Source organism: Streptomyces bambusae, from assembly GCF_020532645.1.
GTDB classification, from domain to species: Bacteria; Actinomycetota; Actinomycetes; order Streptomycetales; family Streptomycetaceae; genus Streptomyces; species Streptomyces bambusae.
On sequence record NZ_JAJAUZ010000045.1, the window covers coordinates 12,960 to 29,413 of the forward strand.

General features: G+C 73.4%; 11 protein-coding genes. 4 read left to right on the forward strand and 7 right to left on the reverse strand.

Going from position 1 to position 16,454, the window contains the following annotated elements; translation table 11 throughout:
* Positions 1-8: 8 nt before the first annotated feature.
* From LG634_RS26575 to LG634_RS26590, 4 genes are all read right to left on the reverse strand, one after another.
* Positions 9-1,685: an NAD(P)/FAD-dependent oxidoreductase gene (locus tag LG634_RS26575; protein ID WP_226737088.1), complete on the reverse strand. Its 1,677-nt coding sequence runs from the start codon at positions 1,683-1,685 to the stop codon at positions 9-11.
* A gap of 158 nt (positions 1,686-1,843) precedes the next feature.
* Entirely contained in the window at positions 1,844-4,141 is a 2,298-nt protein-coding gene (locus LG634_RS26580) for a LamG domain-containing protein (protein WP_226737090.1), read from the reverse strand.
* A 340-nt stretch (positions 4,142-4,481) separates the two neighbouring features.
* A complete protein-coding gene (locus LG634_RS26585; RefSeq protein WP_226737092.1) occupies positions 4,482-7,805 on the reverse strand; it encodes a S8 family peptidase in 3,324 nt (1,107 codons plus the stop codon).
* Between the two features lie 429 nt (positions 7,806-8,234).
* Complete coding sequence (locus LG634_RS26590) at positions 8,235-8,465, reverse strand: hypothetical protein (RefSeq protein WP_226737093.1); 231 nt, start codon at positions 8,463-8,465, stop codon at positions 8,235-8,237.
* Positions 8,466-8,721: 256 nt separating this feature from the next.
* On the opposite strand from LG634_RS26590, the gene LG634_RS26595 reads away from it, so the two are divergent.
* The 4 genes from LG634_RS26595 to LG634_RS26610 all read left to right on the forward strand — a co-directional run bounded on the left by LG634_RS26595 (position 8,722) and on the right by LG634_RS26610 (position 13,168).
* Positions 8,722-10,773 carry an MMPL family transporter gene (locus LG634_RS26595; RefSeq protein WP_226737095.1) on the forward strand — a complete coding sequence of 684 codons (2,052 nt, stop codon included), beginning with the start codon at positions 8,722-8,724 and terminating at the stop codon, positions 10,771-10,773.
* A gap of 76 nt (positions 10,774-10,849) precedes the next feature.
* Positions 10,850-11,992 carry a sensor histidine kinase gene (locus LG634_RS26600; RefSeq protein ID WP_226737097.1) on the forward strand — a complete coding sequence of 381 codons (1,143 nt, stop codon included), beginning with the start codon at positions 10,850-10,852 and terminating at the stop codon, positions 11,990-11,992.
* Complete coding sequence (locus tag LG634_RS26605; RefSeq protein WP_226737100.1) at positions 11,989-12,645, forward strand: response regulator; 657 nt, start codon at positions 11,989-11,991, stop codon at positions 12,643-12,645. Before LG634_RS26600 ends, LG634_RS26605 begins: the two co-directional genes overlap by 4 nt.
* A 49-nt stretch (positions 12,646-12,694) precedes the next feature.
* Positions 12,695-13,168, forward strand: a complete 474-nt coding sequence (locus LG634_RS26610) for a hypothetical protein (RefSeq protein ID WP_226737102.1) — start codon at positions 12,695-12,697, stop codon at positions 13,166-13,168.
* 24 nt (positions 13,169-13,192) lie between these two features.
* On the opposite strand, the gene LG634_RS26615 is transcribed toward LG634_RS26610, so the two are convergent.
* From LG634_RS26615 to LG634_RS26625, 3 genes are all read right to left on the reverse strand, one after another.
* Entirely contained in the window at positions 13,193-14,002 is an 810-nt protein-coding gene (locus LG634_RS26615) for a TIGR02452 family protein (RefSeq protein ID WP_226737103.1), read from the reverse strand.
* A 194-nt stretch (positions 14,003-14,196) separates the two neighbouring features.
* Positions 14,197-15,315 (reverse strand): fatty acid desaturase family protein, encoded by a 1,119-nt coding sequence (locus LG634_RS26620; protein ID WP_226737105.1) that lies wholly within the window; start codon positions 15,313-15,315, stop codon positions 14,197-14,199.
* 7 nt (positions 15,316-15,322) lie between these two features.
* On the reverse strand, positions 15,323-16,333 hold the full coding sequence (locus LG634_RS26625) for a ferredoxin reductase (protein ID WP_226737155.1): 1,011 nt from the start codon (positions 16,331-16,333) through the stop codon (positions 15,323-15,325).
* Between the last annotated feature and the right edge of the window lie 121 nt (positions 16,334-16,454).

Below are 16,454 nucleotides of genomic sequence, written 5' to 3' on the forward strand. Positions count from 1 at the left end.
CTCGGCGCTCACGACTGCTCCAGGTACCGGTGGACCAGCATCACGGCCATCGCCCCCTCGCCGACCGCGGACGCGACCCGCTTCGCTGACCGGGCGCGCGCGTCTCCCGCGACGAACACCCCGGGAATGCTGGTCTCCAGGTGGTACGGCGGCCGGTCGAGCTCCCACCCGGCCGGCGGCCGGCCGTCCGCCGTGAGGTCCGGCCCGGCCAGGATGAAGCCGTGCTCGTCCCGCAGCACCGCCCCTTCGAGCCAGTCGGTCAGCGGGGCCGCCCCGATGAACACGAACATCCAGTGCGCGTCGACGGCCTCGGCGGCACCGGTCACCGCGTCCCGCAGGGTCAGCTGCTCCAGGTGGTCGCCGCCGTGCGCCTCCTCCACCACCGTCCGCGGCCGCACGGTGATGTTGGGGGACTCCTCGATCTGCTGGATCAGGTAGTACGACATGGAGGCGGTCAGGGACTCCCCGCGGATCAGCAGCGTCACCGACTTGGCGCCCCGCGCCAGGAACACCGCCGCCTGCCCGGCCGAGTTCGCGCCCCCGACGATGTACACGTCCTCGCCCTCGCAGGACGCCGCCTCCGTGAGGGAGGACCCGTAGAACACCCCGCGCCCGGTCAGGTCCGCGCAGCCCGGCGCCGCCAGCTGCCGGTACGAGACGCCGGTCGCCAGGATCACGCTGTGCGCGGCGACCGCCGACCCGTCGGAGAACCGCACCACCCGGGCCGGCCCGCTCACCTCCAGCCCGGTGACCTCGCGGGCGGTGAGGATCTCGGCGCCGAACCGGGCCGCCTGCCGGCGGGCCCGCTCGGTGAGCTGCGCCCCCGACACGCCGTCCGGGAAGCCGAGGTAGTTCTCGATGCGGGAGCTCTGCCCGGCCTGCCCGCCGGTCGCCGACCGCTCGACGAGCACCGTGCGCAGCCCCTCGGAGGCCCCGTACACCGCCGCGCCCAGCCCGGCCGGGCCGCCGCCGATCACCACGAGATCGTAGAACTCGGCCGCCGGGGTCGTCGCGAGCCCCACCCGGGCGGCCAGCTCGGGGGCCTCCGGCGCGGACAGCGCGGAGCCGTCCGGGGTGATCACCAGGGGCAGCCGGTGGCCGTCGGCCCCGGCCGCCGCCAGCAGCCGCTGCCCCTCCGGCTCGTCGGACGAGTACCAGCGGTACGGGACCTGGTTGCGGGCGAGGAACTCGCGGACCCGGGACGAGGGGGCCGACCAGCGGTGCCCGACGACCTTGGTGGCCGGCACCGGCCGGTGGTCGCTGGTGCGCCACACCGAGAGGAGGTCGTCCAGCACCGGGTACAGCTTCTCCTCCGGCGGGTCCCACGGCTTGAGGAGGTAGTGGTCGAGGTCGACGACGTTGATCGCGTCGATGGCCGCGTTGGTGTCGGCGTACGCCGTCAGCAGCACCCGCCGCGCCCCCGGGTACACGCCGAGGGCCTGCTCCAGGAACTCGATGCCGTTCATCTGCGGCATCCGGTAGTCGGCGAGGATCACGGCCACCAGGTCGCCCCGCAGCTTCAGCTCGCGCAGCGCCTCCAGCGCGGACTGCCCGGACTCGGCGCGCACGATCCGGTACCCGCCGCCGTAGTGCCGCCGCAGGTCGCGGGCGATGGCGCGGGAGACCCCCGGGTCGTCGTCCACGGTCAGGATGACGGTCCGCACTGCGTCGCCGGCCTCGGCCATGCTCCTCCGCCCTGCACGTTCCGGGCAGCCGGCCCGGCGGACCCGGCACCGGCTCCCGCCCATCGTATGCGCGATCCCGCAGCCCCGCCCGGTGCCGGGACGCCGTACGGCAGCGGGGGCCGGCGCACGGTGCGCCGGCCCCCGCAGTGCGGCCGTGATCAGTTCGTCGGGGCGGTCGCCAGACCGTAGTGGTTCTTGACCTGGGCGGCGGTGAGCGCCGTCGGGTAGACGGCCGTCTCGTCGATCTGGCCGGCGAACCAGTCGCTGGTCGGGCGGGACGGCCAGCCGTTCAGGTTGTCGCCGCCGACGTGCCAGTAGCCGGTGTGGCTCGAATGGGCCGTCACGTTCGCCGTGCCCTTGAGCTGCCCGTCGACGTACAGCGCCATGCCGGACGGGCCCTGGGTCGCGACGACGTGGTGCCACCGGTTGTCGTTGTACGACTCGAACCAGGGGGTGGCCAGCGTGTAGACCGTGCCCGGGTACACCCCGAAGGCCAGCCGGCCGCTGTCGGTCAGGTACAGGTGCTTGTCGTACTGGCCGCTGTTCCACGTGGTCGCGCTGCCGAAGCCGATCAGCTTGCCGCCGCGGGTGGTGCCGGTCTTGAACCAGGTCTCCAGGGTGTACGCGCTGCCCACCGTCTGCCGGTGGTCGCTGTAGACCTGCTGGCCGGTGCCGTTGAAGCCCATGGCGGTGCTGCCGCCGGTCAGCGCGGCGGGCGTCTGCCGCAGGGCGGGGGCGCCGACCTGGATGCCGCTGGTGTTCCCGCCGTCCGAGGAGTCGGCGACGTACGGGCTGACCGGGTCGTCGTAGCGCCAGTACAGCCGGGCGCCGTCGGCGCGGACCTGGTTCGGGTAGGCATGCGCGGCGGCCGGGACGGTCACCGAGGAGGCGGCCGACTTGGCACTGGTGTTGCCCGCCCCGTCGGTGGCCGTGACCCGGTAGGTGTACGTTTGGCCGGCCGTGACCGCGGTGTCGGTCCAGGAGGCCTGCCGGCGCTCGAACTCCAGCGAGTCGGCCGCGACGGTGGCCACCGGGGTGGCGCCGCCGTTCCGGTAGACCTTGTAGGTCAGCCGGCTGTCGTCGGTGTCGAAGCTGGTCCGCCAGCGGACCTGCACCTCGCCGGGCCGGATGCTGCCGGCACTGGCCACCGGGGTGGTGGGCGCGCCGGTGTCGCCGCCGGAGGCGTAGCGGGTCAGGCCCTGCTGGGGCTTGGTGGCGACGGTGGTGAACTCGCCGCCGACCCACAGGTAGGAGGTGTCGCCCTTCGCCGCGACGGTCATGACGCGCGGGCCGACGCCCTCGCCGATGCCGCCGTTGACGGCAGGGAACCAGCCGAGCTTGCGCGGGCCGGGCACGAACCCGTCCACCGGCGCCGGCGCGGTGCCCTGGTGCCGGGTGGGCTGGGCCAGCAGGTAGCGGCGCTTGCCGTCGTCGGGGAACTCGCCCTCGGTGGCGCAGTTGTGCGCGTGCGAGGAGCTGTACAGCGTGCCGCCGTACGGCAGGACGTTCTGCGTCGCGCCCAGGCACCGGTCGCGCCACAGCTCGGTGAAGTCGGGACCGAAGGCCGTGCGGCCGTCGAACACGCCGCCGCCGTTGCCCTGGTTGCCGGTGTAGAAGCCGTTCGCGTCGGTGGCGATGTCCATGACCACCGAGAGCCGCGGGAAGGTGTTGTACGTCTTCTTCACCGCGCCGGAGGACGCGTCCGCGACGGCCAGGGCGTGGCTGCTCGCCCCGTTGACCGTGAAGAAGTCGCCGCCGAGCAGCACGCTCTTGCCGTCGGGCGTCAGCTCGACGGCCCGGCCGGCCTCGTCGGCGTCGGCGGTGAACGCCCGCAGCGTTCCGGTGGCCGCGTCGACCGCGGCGAACTTCCCGCGGGTCTTGCCCTGCACGGTGCCGAAGTCGCCGGCCGCGTACAGCGTGGTGTCGGAGACCGCGAGGCCGCGGACGGTGGCGGAGAAGCCGGGGCGGAAGGCGGCCTTCGGCGTGCAGCTCGCGATGTCGATCGCGGCGACGTTGGACACCGTCGCCCCGTTGACGGCGCCGAACCGGCCGCCCGCGTACAGGGTCTTCTTGTCCTTCGAGACGACGAGGGCGCGCACGGTCGCGGTGCCGCTGGACGTCGTGAACGAGAGCCGGCACGCGGTGGGGCTGCCGGTGGCCGCGTCCAGCGCGGCGAAGTTGACGGCGCTCTGCGGGCCGCCGGCGGCGCCGGCCGGCGGACGCAGTTCGGAGAAGGTGCCGCCGGCGAACACGGTCCCGTTCACCTGGGCCAGCGCCCAGACGATCCCGTTGGTCTGCCAGGTGGGCAGGTGGTCGGCGGTGAACGACACCGGCGGGGTGATGGCCGAGGCCTCCGGCATCAGGGCCAGGCCGGCCCCGGCGCCGGCTCCTGCCAGCGACAGCACGAGGGCGGCGGTGAGCCCTCTGGTTCTGCGCCTGTGACGTCTTTCGCTCATGGGTGCCTCGTGGATCCTGAATGGAGAGCGGGTCGGGCGAAAGAGTGCCAGAGGGGGAGGGCGGAGAATTCGGACAAACGGGGATCCGGGGAGAGGTGCCTGACCGTCACCTTTCGATTACACCTGATGGACCGTCAAGATGGCTGTTCTGTAAGCGAGTTGGAGTCGACCGCAGGGGTGTGGCGTCCTTCCGCTTCGGGGGCCTGTTACGGAATCGGAACAACTGTTTCCCGCCACCGGAACCACCCGCCCGCCCCCGTCACGCACCGTGACCGAACGGCCCCGCCACCCGGGGGTGGCGGGGCCGCGCGGCCGGGTGCGTCCGGTCACCTGCCCGGCGTCACTTGCCGTACCAGGCGTTGCGGATCGTCAGCGTCGACGTGTTGCCCTGCTTGTCCTTGACCTTGGCGGCCAGCGAGATGCCGGCGCCCTTCGCGGGGCTCTTCACGGAGATCCGGCCGGCCTCGACCGGCACCTGCTGCCAGGTCCGGCCCCCGTCGTAACTCACCGACACCACCAGCGACTTGAGGTTCCTCCCGGCCGCCGCACCCTGCACGGTCACCGGCACCACGGCCACCGCACCCGCGGGAGCCCGCGAGGCGAGGTCCACCGGCGCCGCGAAGCGGACCGTGGACACCGGCAGCGCCGTGGTGGCCGCCACCTGCTGCGAGCGGAACGTGAAGCTCGTGTCCACCCGGGTGGTGGCCGTCGCGTGCGCCGCCGCCCGCGTCGCGGTCGTCGTCAGCCGGTACTCGGCGTCCGCACCGCTCACCGTGAACGGCTCCGAGCCCGTCAGCGCATCGCCGTTCTGCGCGACCTTCACGCCGTTGCGGTACAGCGTCGACTTCGCCGAGGCCGTCCGGGCGAACCCCGAGTGGCCCTTGCCGTCGGCGAACAGCGGCACTGCACCGATCAGCTGCTGCTCACCCGTGTCCGGGTCCGGCGCGGTACGGAACACCCCCGAGCCGTTGCCGAGCAGCGGCCCGAACACGCCCGTGTTGAAGGTCTCCCGGTACGTCCGCCCCGCCTCGTACCGCTTCGGCCGGATCATTTCCCAGCCGCCCTCGAACGACGGCCGGCCCTGCTCGTCCGGCTTGCCCAGCTGGTCGAACCGGGTGACCCACCGGACGCCGTCACCGGTGGACAGCCGGAGGGTACGGGTGCCGGGCGCCGCCTGCAGCGCGGCGAACCCGGTGCCCTCGGGCGCGCCCGGCACCTGCGGGAACGGGTAGGCCAGGGCCGTCTTCCCGGGGGCCGAAGCCCCCAGGCCCACCTTGACGGTGGCCAGCTCGGCCGCCTTCACCTGCCGGTCGTAGCCGGTCGCGACCTTGCGCACCGGCCCGCCGAAGGCCACCGCGTACTGCTCGGCCGCACCCTTCAGGAAATGCGCGTCCCAGGTCTGCAGCAGCGAGCCGTCGGTGACCGCGGGCCCGCGGTGCACGGTGCGGAAACCGGTGAAGCCGCGCAGCACCCAGCCGTTGCCGACACGGCCGATCCCGGTGTTCTGCTCGTAGTACGTACCGCCGAAGTCCGGACGGTCGTTGCCCGGCACGCCGAGGGTGACCGGCCTGGTGGTGCGCGCGTCCGCGGTGACGGTGGTCGCGCCCGAGACCTCCAGCTTCGGCTGGGCGATCCAGTCGGTGCCCTTCGTGCCGTCCGAAGGGTCCACGTAGACGGCCGTGCTGAACGTGTACGAGCCGCGCGGCACGCGGACCGTGCGGCGGCCCGGCTCGTCGGCGATCCGCAGCTGGAAACCCGCGGCGGGACCGGCCACGCCGATCAGGGTGTTGGTGAAGTTCCGGGCGTCGGCCCCGTCCCGGCCCAGGGTCCGCAGCGTGAGGTCGTACGCCTCCGCCTCGCGCACCGCCACCGCGGCCGTACGGACGGACTGCCCCGCCCCGGCGGCGGTGACGTAGGCCGAGTAGGTGCCGTCGGCACTGCCGGCCCGGGTGTCCGCGACCAGGTCCACCGACGCCGTGCCGCCGGCGGGCACGGTCACCTTCGGGGCGCCCAGCGTGAAGAACCCGGCCGGCGCCGGCCGGCCCGCCGGATCCTTCGCGGACACCGACAGGTCGAGGGTGACGGCGGTGGTGCCCAGGTTGCGGTACACCACCTTCTTCGTCACGGGCTTGTCGTCGGAGTGCGGCCACAGTGCCGTGCCGAAGTTCAGCGAACCCGGCTCGGCCACCACGCTCTGCGCGAGTGCCTTGTCGACGCGGATCCGGCCCGCGCCCTGCTGGAAGGCGGTGTGGCCGCCGTCCTCGGCGGACCCGGTCAGCGCGCCCTTCAGCTCGGCGTACTTCCACGCCGGATGCCGCTGCTTGAGGATCGCGGCCGCGCCCGCCACGTGCGGGGTCGCCATGGACGTGCCGTCGATCGACAGGTAGCCGGGCGCCGGGTGCGGGACGCCGGGCTGCTTGTCGATGGCGCTGCCCGGGGCGGCGGCCGCCGTGATCGCGACGCCGGGGGCGGTCACGTCCGGCTTGACCGCGCCGTCGCCGACCCGCGGGCCCGTGCTGGAGAACGGCGCCAGCCGGTCCTGGTGGTCGACGGCGCCCACGGTCAGCGCGGCGTCCGCGCTGCCCGGCGAGCCGACCGTCGAGGGGCCGCCCTCGCCGTTGTTGCCCGCCGCGACGGCGAACAGCACGCCCCGGGCGGCCGACAGCCGGTCGACCGTCGCCTCCAGCGGGTCGGTGCCGGGGGAGTCCATGCCGCCGAGGCTGAGGTTGACCACGTCCGCGCCCTCGGCGACGGCCCACTCCATGCCCGCGATGATCGCGGAGTCGTCCCCGACGCCGTCGTCGCCGAGCACCTTCCCGCTGATCACCTCGGCGCCCGGCGCGACACCCTTGTACCGGCCGCCGGACTTGGCCCCGGTGCCCGCCGCGATCGACGCGACGTGCGTCCCGTGCCCGACCCGGTCGAGGGCGTCGGGGGAGGAGGAGAAGTTCTTCTCGCCGACGACGCGGGTCTTCAGGTCGTCATGGGTCCGGTCGACACCGGTGTCCAGCACGGCGATCTTCACGCCCGTGCCGTCGTACCCGGACGCCCACGCCCTGTCGGCGCCGATCTGCCGGACGCTGCGGTCCAGGCTGGCCCCGCGCACCCCGTCCAGCCACACCTTCGCGATGCCGGCGGCGGACGTCCGGGCCCCGGTGGGCCGGCGGTCGGTCAGCGCGTCCCAGAGAGCGGCCAGATCGTCCCCGGAGGCACGGACGGCATCGGCGCCCAGTGTCGGGAACGTACGCGGCTGCCCGTGGCCCGCGGCGCTGCGGACCGCCGACCGGGCCGCGCCCGCGCCCTGCTCGTACTGCACGATCAGCTTGAGGCCGGTGCCGTGGCTCCTGCGCAGCCGCGGGTCGGTGAGCACGCCGAGGTCGAACAGCCGCCGGTCCAGGCGGCCGGCGGCGATCAGGCCCTCGGCGTCGGCGGGCACCACCAGGGTGCGGCCCGCGATGCGCTGCACCTGTACGGGTATCCGCTCGCGGCCCGCGGCGGCCTCGAAGGCCCGCATGCGGCCCTTCGCGTCCACCACCACGCGGTCGCCGGTGACGAGCGGGATCCGCCGGTCGCCGCCGACGGACGCACTGTCCGGTGCGGGTGCGGGTGCGGGTGCGGGTGCGGGTGCTGGGCGGGTGGCGACCGCCGTCGCGGGGCCGGTCATGCCTGCTGCCAGGGCCACCGATGTGGCCGCGGCTACGGTGAAGGCGCGAGCTCTCTTCACATGTGCGCGCAAGTCTCCCCCAGGAGCTTGGGATGAGGTCGAGTGGTCGTCCCGGGCGGGGCACAGCGGGGCGCCCGCGGCCGGTCAGCGCAGTATGTGAAGCCGGCATGGGCGTGATCAACAACGATGCGGAGGTTTCAAGTCACCCGGAGGTGCCGGAGTTTGATGGTGCCTCTACGGGCGTGTGACGAAGCCGTGACGGCGGTGCGATCCCTCTGCGACACCGGCGTCCGCCCGGCCCGACCGACCGGGCTCCGGGGCAGGCGCCACGGGCGTCCGGCCCACCGTCACCCCCGTAACCGGAGCCCCGGCCCCACATTGGCCGTAACCGGACGCCCGGACCGGCGCGGCCCCGTCGCGAGGCCCCCGCTACACGGCCCCGGTCCGGCCCTCGTCCCGGCGCCGGGCCGCGAGCAGGGCGTTGCCCCACCAGACCAGGTCGTCGAGCATGGCCGTCGCCGCCTTCTCGGCGCCGCCCGCGTCGAGCGCGACGTCGCCCCGGCCGTCGGCGAAGTCCTTGAACCAGTCGGCGATCCTCGGGCCGAACCGGCCTTCGCGGGTGCTGCCGACGACGAGCGCGATGCGCAGTGCGGAAGTCATGCGCCCGGCTTCGAACATCAAGTGGGCGTGAGATCAAAGGGATGTGGCGGAGCCCACAACGCATGCCGCGACTCGGCCACACCGACCCCGGTGCCACCCGCAGGCCTCCGCCCCCGTACTCCCCGGGGAGTACTCCCCGCCGCCCGCCGCCCCCGGCAGTACGCCACGGCTCGGTCCCGGGCCCGATGAACCGGCGGCCCGGCCCGGGGAGTCTGGGACCGACCGAACCGATGAGGACGTATGGAGGGGAGCCCCCATGGACGGGCGCAAGAGGATCCTCGGCTGGGGGGTGCTGGCCCTGTGGGTGATCGTGATCGCCCTCGCCGCACCGCTCGCCGGCAAGCTCGGCGACGTACAGCGCGACCGCGCGGTCGACTACCTGCCCGCGAGCGCCGACTCGACCCAGGTCGCGAAGATCACCGAACTGATGCCGGGCGGCGAATCCACCGACCTCGTGCTGGTCTACCACCGCGACGGCGGCCTGACCGCGCAGGACAAGGCGACAGCGGCCCGCGAAGTGCGGCAGGTCGCCGCCGAACACCCGCTCACCGACCCGCCCCGGGCCGTGCCCTCCGAAGACGGCAGCACGCTCCTGTACGCCGTGTCCAGCACCGCGCCCGGCACCGACGAAGACTCCCGGGACGCCTTCGTCCGCGACATCCGCCGGACCGTCAGCGGCGAGGTCGGCGGCCCCGCGGCACTCGCCACGGACGCCGGCGAGGTCTACGACTCCCTCGACGGACCGCTGCTCTACACCACCGTCGCCGTGGTCGCCCTCCTGCTGATCGTCATCTACCGCAGCCCGTTCCTCTGGCTCGTCCCCCTGGCCGTCGCAGGCGTCGCCGACTACCTCTCCATGGCCGTCACGTACGCACTCCACCAGGGCTTCGACATCAGCGTCTCCGGCCAGAGCACCGGCGTCATGACCATCCTCGTCTTCGGCGCGGGCACCGACTACGCGCTCCTGCTGGTCTCCCGCTACCGCGAGGAACTGCGCCGCACCCCGCGCCCGCACGACGCGATGGCGGCCGCCCTGCGCGGCTGCGGCCCCGCCGTCCTCGCCTCCTCCGGAACCGTCGCCCTCGGCATGCTCTGCCTGCTGGCCGCCGACATGAACAGCAGCCGGGGGATGGGCCCGACGGCCGCCGTCGGCGTGCTGTGCGCCTTCGTCGCCATGACGACGCTGCTCCCCGCCCTGCTCGTGGTCCTCGGCCGGCGCGTGTTCTGGCCGCTGATCCCGGCGTACGGAAGCGAGCCGAAGGCCGCGCGCCGCTCCCTCTTCGCCGCCATGGGAACCTCGGCCGGCCGGCGTCCGCTCGCCGTCCTCGTCGCCGGCGCCGCCGCCCTGGCCGCCCTCGCGCTCGGCGCCCTGAACCTGCCCGGCGCCCTCAAGCAGGAGGACTCGTTCAGCACCACCCCGGAAGCGGTCGCCGCGATGAAGACGCTGGCCGCCGCCTACCCGGAGCGGGGGACCCAGCCCCTCACCGTCGTCGCCCCGACCGGCGCCGCCACCGCGGCACTGGAGACCGCCCGCGCCACCGAAGGCGTCGTCCAGGCCGAGCAGGTCCGCAGCGGGGCGGGCTGGACGGAGATCGCCGTCACCGCCGGCGACCCGGCGCAGTCACCCGCCGAGACCCGGACCATCCGGGCACTGCGCACCGCGCTCGGCGACGGCGCGCACGTCGGCGGGCCCAGCGCCGAACAGCTCGACCTCACCGACGCCAACGCCCGCGACCGGAACATCGTCGTCCCGCTCGTCATCGCCGTCGTCCTGCTCGTCCTCGTCGTGCTGCTGCGCAGCCTCGTCGCCCCGCTGATCCTGGTCGCGGCCGTCGTCGCGGTCTGGGGCGCGGCCGTCGGCATCGGCGGCCTCCTCTTCGGCCCCCTCTTCGGTTTCGGGGGCACCGACCCGGGCCTGGCGCTGCTCTCCTTCGTCTTCCTCGTCGCGCTCGGCGTCGACTACGGCATCTTCCTCATGCACCGGATGCGCGAGGAATGCCTGGCCGGCGCCGAACCGGGAGCCGCGGCCCTGACCGCCCTGCGCACGACCGGCGGCGTCATCGCCTCGGCGGGACTCGTCCTCGCCGCCACCTTCGCGGTCCTCGTCAACATGCCCATGGTGCAACTGGCCGAACTCGGCTTCGTGATCGCAGTCGGCGTCCTCCTCGACACCTTCCTGGTCCGCACCTACCTCGTCACCAGCGCGAGCGTGCTGCTCGGCCGGAAGGTGTGGTGGCCGGGCCCGCTGGCCCGGACACCCGCACCGGCGGCCGGCCCGGGAACCGAGCGGACGCCCGCACGAGTCTGACCGGGGCGGGGGCACCCGGACCACCGGGTGCCCCCGCCCTGTTCTGCCCCGCCCCGCCCGGAGACAGGATGGACACATGGACTTCGCAGTGGCCTTCACCCGCGACCCGCAGGCCGCGCCGTACCCGGTGCGCTGCGACGGCACGGCCGCGGCCCTCTTCGCGGTCGTCGCGGCCGTACTCGCGCTGACCGTCGACGACGGCCGCCGCCCGGACGCCCTCGGCTGGGTCCTCCTGATGGCCGCGCACGTCCCGCTGGCGTGGCGGCGCAAGGCGCCGGTGCCGGTGCTGCTCGCGGTCGTGGCCTTCGTCGCCCCGTACCACGCGCTCGACTACATGCACCTGGCGCCGATTCCGGCCTCGATGACCGCCCTCTACACCGTCGCCTCCACCGGCCGCCCGCGGCGGACCCTGATCACGGGGCTCGCCGTCACCTCCGTCACGCTCGGCACGCAGCTCTTCGCCAACCCGCACGAGATCGTGGAACTGCTGCGGGTCTCCGGCTGGGTGATCGCCATGCTGGTCTTCGGCGCCAGCATCCGGCTCTACCGGCAGCTGGTCGCCGGACTGGTCGAGCAGGCCGAGCGCGAAGCCGAGCGCAAGGTCGCCGAGGAGCGGCTGCGGATCGCCAGGGACCTGCACGACCTCCTCGCCCACTCGATCACCCTGATCGGCGTGCAGACCTCGGTCGCGGCGCACCTCCTGGTCGCCGACCCCGACCGGCTGGACCGGGAGGCTCTGGTGCGGGCACTCGACGGCATCGCCGCGACCTGCCGCGAAGCCCGCTCCGAGGTGCGCACCACCCTGGACGTGCTGCGGGCCACCCCGGAGGGCCCGCTGCCCGACCTGGCCTCGCTGCCCGACCTGGTGCGCGCGTCGGGCGCGGCGCTGACGGTGCGGACGGGCGCGGCGAAGGTGCCGGCGGCGGTCGGCGCGGCGGCCTACCGGATCGTCCAGGAGTCCCTGACCAACGCGGTCCGGCACGGCGCACCGGGCGCGGACGTACGCGTCGACGTCGGGACGGCGGAGGAGGTGCTGACGGTACGGGTCGTCAACGGCGGGACCACACCCGGCGGAACCGGTGGCTCCGGGTACGGGATCCTCGGGATGCGCGAGCGGGCGAGGAGCGTGGGCGGCACACTGAGCGCGGGCCCGCGCGACGGCGGGGGCTTCGAAGTCACGGCGGCGCTGCCGCTCGTGGGGATGGGAGGGGCGGCGTGATCCGGGTGCTGCTCGCGGACGACCAGACGCTCGTCCGGGCGTCGTTCGCGATGCTCGTCGAATCGGCGCCGGACATGGAGGTCGTCGGCCAGGCCGCCAACGGCCGGGAAGCCGTCGAACTGGCCCGCTCGGCGCGGGCCGACCTGGTGGTCATGGACGTACGGATGCCCGAACTCGACGGCATCGGCGCCACCCGCCTGATCGTCGCCGACGAGGACCTCGCCGGCGTGAAGGTGCTGGTCCTCACCACATACGACACCGACGAGCACATCATGCAGGCGCTCCGGGCCGGCGCCTCCGGCTTCGTCGTCAAGGACATCCACCCGGCGGAACTCCTCGCCGCGATCCGCACGGTCGCCGCCGGCGAGGCGCTGCTGTCGCCCGGCCCGAACTCCCGCCTCATCGCCCGCGCCCTGTCCGTCCCGGAGGTGCCGGCGGCCGCCGGCCCGGACGGGCTCTCGGACCGGGAACGCGAGGTCCTCGCCCTGGTGGCCCGCGGGCTGAACAACACCGAGATCGCGGAGGCCCTGGGTCTCTCACCGCTCACGGCGAAGACCCACGTCAGCCGCATCATGGGCAAACTCGCCGCCCGTGACCGCGCCCAACTGGTCATCATCGCGTACGAGTCGGGCCTGATCCGCCCGGGCGCCTGACGGGGCTGCCCTCGGCGGATGACCGGCCCCGTGACGGCGACCGCCCGCCGTGAGCCGCGCCGTGCCTGACGGCGGGCCCGGCGCCCCGCTCTGCTCCGAGGCGTGCCTGCACCGTGCCCAGACCGCCGTCGCCGCAGCCCTCCGCCCCTGCACGGACGTCCCCATCGCCCGGCCGTACCACGTCCGCGGCTGCATCCCCGGACCGGACGCGGCGGTGACGGTCGCCCTGTGGACTGGCCCCCGGGCCCGGGAGAAAAGGAACCTCTACCTCCTGATCCCGCTCGTGTCCGACGGACGTCCCGTACCGCCCCTGCGCGTGGTGACGGAACTCCTGCGCCTGGGCCGCGGCACCCACATCTTCGGCTCCACCGGCCGCCGCTGCGACGGCAGACCCGTCCTCGACGGCAGCGCCCTGGTGGAAGGCGCGGACCAGCCCTGCCTGTGCGGCGGCGGCACAGAAGCCCGCGGCCCGCGGGGCTTCTGCTTCAGGCGCCCGGCCGAGCCGGCGTCCTTCGACGGCTGACCGTCGTGGTGGCGCGGAACAGCGTCAGCCGGCGAACCTGGCGCGGAAGGCGGCGCGGTTGGGGGAGTCGGCCGAGCGGTCCCAGACGGCGAAGGTGATGCGGACGAACGGGGCGCCGTGGGTGTCGAGGGCTTCGGCGAACGCGTCCGCCACCTCGACGGGGTCGTTGCCGAACACGCCGCAGCCCCAGGCGCCGAGGACCAGTTCGCGCACCCCGTGGTGGGCGGCCACGCCGAGGACCCGGCGGGCGCGTTCGGCGAGGGTACCCCTGACGTCGGCCTTCGCGCCCGGCGAGCGCCGCGCCAGCTGGCCGGCGTTGGGGGCGGGGGAGGTCAGGAAGGAGACCCGGTACGGCTGGTCGAGCAGGGCGCGGGAACCGTCGCGGATCACCGGCACGTGCGGGGAGAAGATCACCCGGTGGCTGTAGCCGAGGTCGGTGGACGCCCGGTGGGCTGTGTAGTAGTCGGGGGCTTCGAGCAGGCAGGGGTAGAGGAGGGCGGTGCGGCAGAGGTCCTCCTCCTGGGCCTTGGCCCCGCGCAGGTAGCCGCCACCGGGGTTCCGGGCCGAGGCGAAGTTGAGGACGGCGAGGTGCTCGACGCCTTCGCCGGTGAGGCGGCGGGCGGCGCGCATGCTGTCCTCGTCGGTCACCTCGGTCCCGCCGGCGAAGGGGCCGGTGGGTGCAGGAGCGAAGGCGGGGGAGTGGGAGACGGTCGCGGTGCGGGCGGCGGCCAGGGCGGAGGCTATGGAGACCCGGGCACCGGAGGCGGTGGTGTAGGCGCCGGCGGCCGCGATGCGCTCGTTCTCGGTGGCGAGGTTGCTCAGACGGTTGCTCATGAGGGGCGATGGTAGCGAGGAATTATTGTCAGAGTGACTATTTTTACGAGCGTGCAAAGCGGCCCCGGCCCTGCCCGACCGGCCCTGCCCGACCGGCCCTGCCCGACCGGCCCTGCCCGACCGGCCCTGCCCGACCGGCCCTGCCCGACCGGCCCTGCCCGACCGGTCCGGGCGGACCGGACCGGTACCGGGGATCAGGCGGCGACGAGCTCCTTCTCGTGGTTCGGCGCACCAGCCTTGGGCTTCTTGTTCGGCAGCGAGAGCCGGAAGACCTTGCGCCATGCGGAGAACACCTGCTTGGGCAGCGGTCCGGTGACGTACTCCAGCTCGTACTTCTCGAACAGCGCGCGCACCCTCGGGGCGACTTCGGCGTACCGGTTGCTCGGCAGGTCGGGGAACAGGTGGTGCTCGATCTGGTGCGACAGGTTGCCGGTCATCAGGTGCATGGCCCTGCTGCCGCTGATGTTCGCCGAGCCCATCATCTGGCGCAGGTACCACTGGCCGCGCGTCTCGCCCTCGATCGACCGGCGCTCGAAGACCTGCACGCCCTCGGGGAAGTGCCCGCACATGATCACCGAGTGGGACCAGATGTTGCGGACCAGGTTCGCGGTGAACGTGGCGGCGAGCGTGTGGAGGAAGGACGGGCCCGACAGCAGCGGGTGGATCACGTAGTCCTTGAGCACCTGCTTGCGGATCTTGCGGCCGACGGCCCTGGCCCGCGCGCGGAACTCCGGGTCCTTGCGGCGGCTCTTGTGCAGGTTCCTGCCGAGCTCCAGGTCGTACGCTGCGATGCCGTACTCGAAGAAGCAGGCGTTGACGAAGTTCCACAGGGGCTGGCCGAGGTGGATCGGGTGCCACCGCTGGTCCTCGTCGACGCGCATGATGCCGTAGCCGAGGTCGTTGTCCTTGCCGATCACGTTGGTGTACGTGTGGTGCAGCTCGTTGTGCGAGTGCTTCCACTGCTCGGACGGCGAGACGTGGTCCCACTCCCAGGTGGTGGAGTGGATCTTCGGGTCCCGCATCCAGTCCCACTGGCCGTGCAGGACGTTGTGGCCGATCTCCATGTTCTCCAGGATCTTCGCCACGGACAGCCCCGCGGTGCCGATGAGCCAGGCGGGCGGGAAGATCGAGAACAGCAGCACGCCCCTGCTGGCCAGCTCGAGCTTGCGCTGCACCGAGATGACCTTGCGGATGTAGGCGGCGTCCTTCTCGCCGCGGCCGGCGATCACCTGGTCGCGGATCGCGTCCAGCTCGCGGCCGAGCTCCTCGATCTGCTCCGCGGACAGGTGGGCGGTGGGGTCGATGGCGGTCAAGGTGCTCCTACCGTTCGATGTCGCAGGGGCCCGCCGCGGCGGACACGCAGGTCTGGATGAGGACGCCCGGCTCGGCCTCGGTGATCTCGCCGGTGCGCAGGTCGCGGACGGCGCCCGCCTTGAGCGGCGTGACGCAGCCGAAGCAGATGCCCATCCGGCACCCGGAAGGCATGAGCACGCCGGCCTCCTCGCCGACGTCCAGCAGCGGCATGGCACCGTCCGCGCCGACAGTCTTGCCGGTGGCGCTGAACGTGACGACGCCGCCGTCGCCGGCGACGACGACGGAGGGGCGGAAGCGCTCGGTGTGCAGGCGCTCCCGGACGCCGTGTCCGCTCCAGAACTCCTCGGCCGCGTCCAGCAGGCCCGCGGGCCCGCACGCCCAGGTCTCGCGCTCGGCCCAGTCGGGCACCAGTTCGTCGAGACGGCTGACGTCGAGCATGCCGTCGGTGTCGGTGTGCACCTCGGTGAGCCGCAGCTTCCCGTCCGCGACCAGGCCGTGCAGTTCGCTGCGGAAGATCACGTCCTGCGGCTGCGGAGCGCAGTGGACCATGACGACGTCGTCGAACCCGCCGTCGCGCAGCATGCCCATCGCGGGGGTGATGCCGCTGCCGGCCGTCAGGTAGAGCACCTTGGGGGGCCTGGCCTTCGGCAGTACGAAGTCACCGGCCGGCTGGTCGAGCCGGACCAGCGTGCCCGGCTTCGCCCTGCGTACCAGGTGGTTGCTGACCTTGCCGTCCGGAATCGCCTTCACGGTGATCGTGACGCGGCCGTCCTGGCGGTGTGTCGGCGAGGTGATGGAGTAGGCACGCCACAGGCGCCTCCCGTCGACGTCGACCCCGATCCGCACGTACTGACCGGCCGTGTGACCGCGCCAGCCCCTTCCGGGCCTGATCACGATGGTCGCGGCGTCACCGGTCTCGGGGTGTACGGCCTCGATGCGTCCACGCAGGTCGGCGCCCGCACGCAGCGGGCTGACCAGGTCGAGGTAGTCCGACGGCAGCAGCGGCGTCGTGATCATCTCCAGCAGTTTCCACGCCCTACTGCGGAGGGCTGCACTCGTCATGACACCAGCTTGATGTGCTGCAAGGCGTAAAGTCCTGACCGCAGGACGTAAATCTGGTCGGCTGAATTGTTCGCAG

Excerpts from the sequence above, each read along its gene's own strand:
- LG634_RS26575 (WP_226737088.1), bottom strand. The coding sequence starts at position 1,685 with ATGGCCGAGGCCGGCGACGCAGTGCGGACCGTCATCCTGACCGTGGAC.
- LG634_RS26600 (WP_226737097.1), top strand. The coding sequence starts at position 10,850 with ATGGACTTCGCAGTGGCCTTCACCCGCGACCCGCAGGCCGCGCCGTAC.
- LG634_RS26625 (WP_226737155.1), bottom strand. The coding sequence starts at position 16,333 with ATGATCACGACGCCGCTGCTGCCGTCGGACTACCTCGACCTGGTCAGC.
- LG634_RS26590 (WP_226737093.1), bottom strand. The coding sequence starts at position 8,465 with ATGACTTCCGCACTGCGCATCGCGCTCGTCGTCGGCAGCACCCGCGAA.
- LG634_RS26585 (WP_226737092.1), bottom strand. The coding sequence starts at position 7,805 with ATGACCGGCCCCGCGACGGCGGTCGCCACCCGCCCAGCACCCGCACCC.
- LG634_RS26595 (WP_226737095.1), top strand. The coding sequence starts at position 8,722 with ATGGACGGGCGCAAGAGGATCCTCGGCTGGGGGGTGCTGGCCCTGTGG.
- LG634_RS26580 (WP_226737090.1), bottom strand. The coding sequence starts at position 4,141 with ATGAGCGAAAGACGTCACAGGCGCAGAACCAGAGGGCTCACCGCCGCC.
- LG634_RS26615 (WP_226737103.1), bottom strand. The coding sequence starts at position 14,002 with ATGAGCAACCGTCTGAGCAACCTCGCCACCGAGAACGAGCGCATCGCG.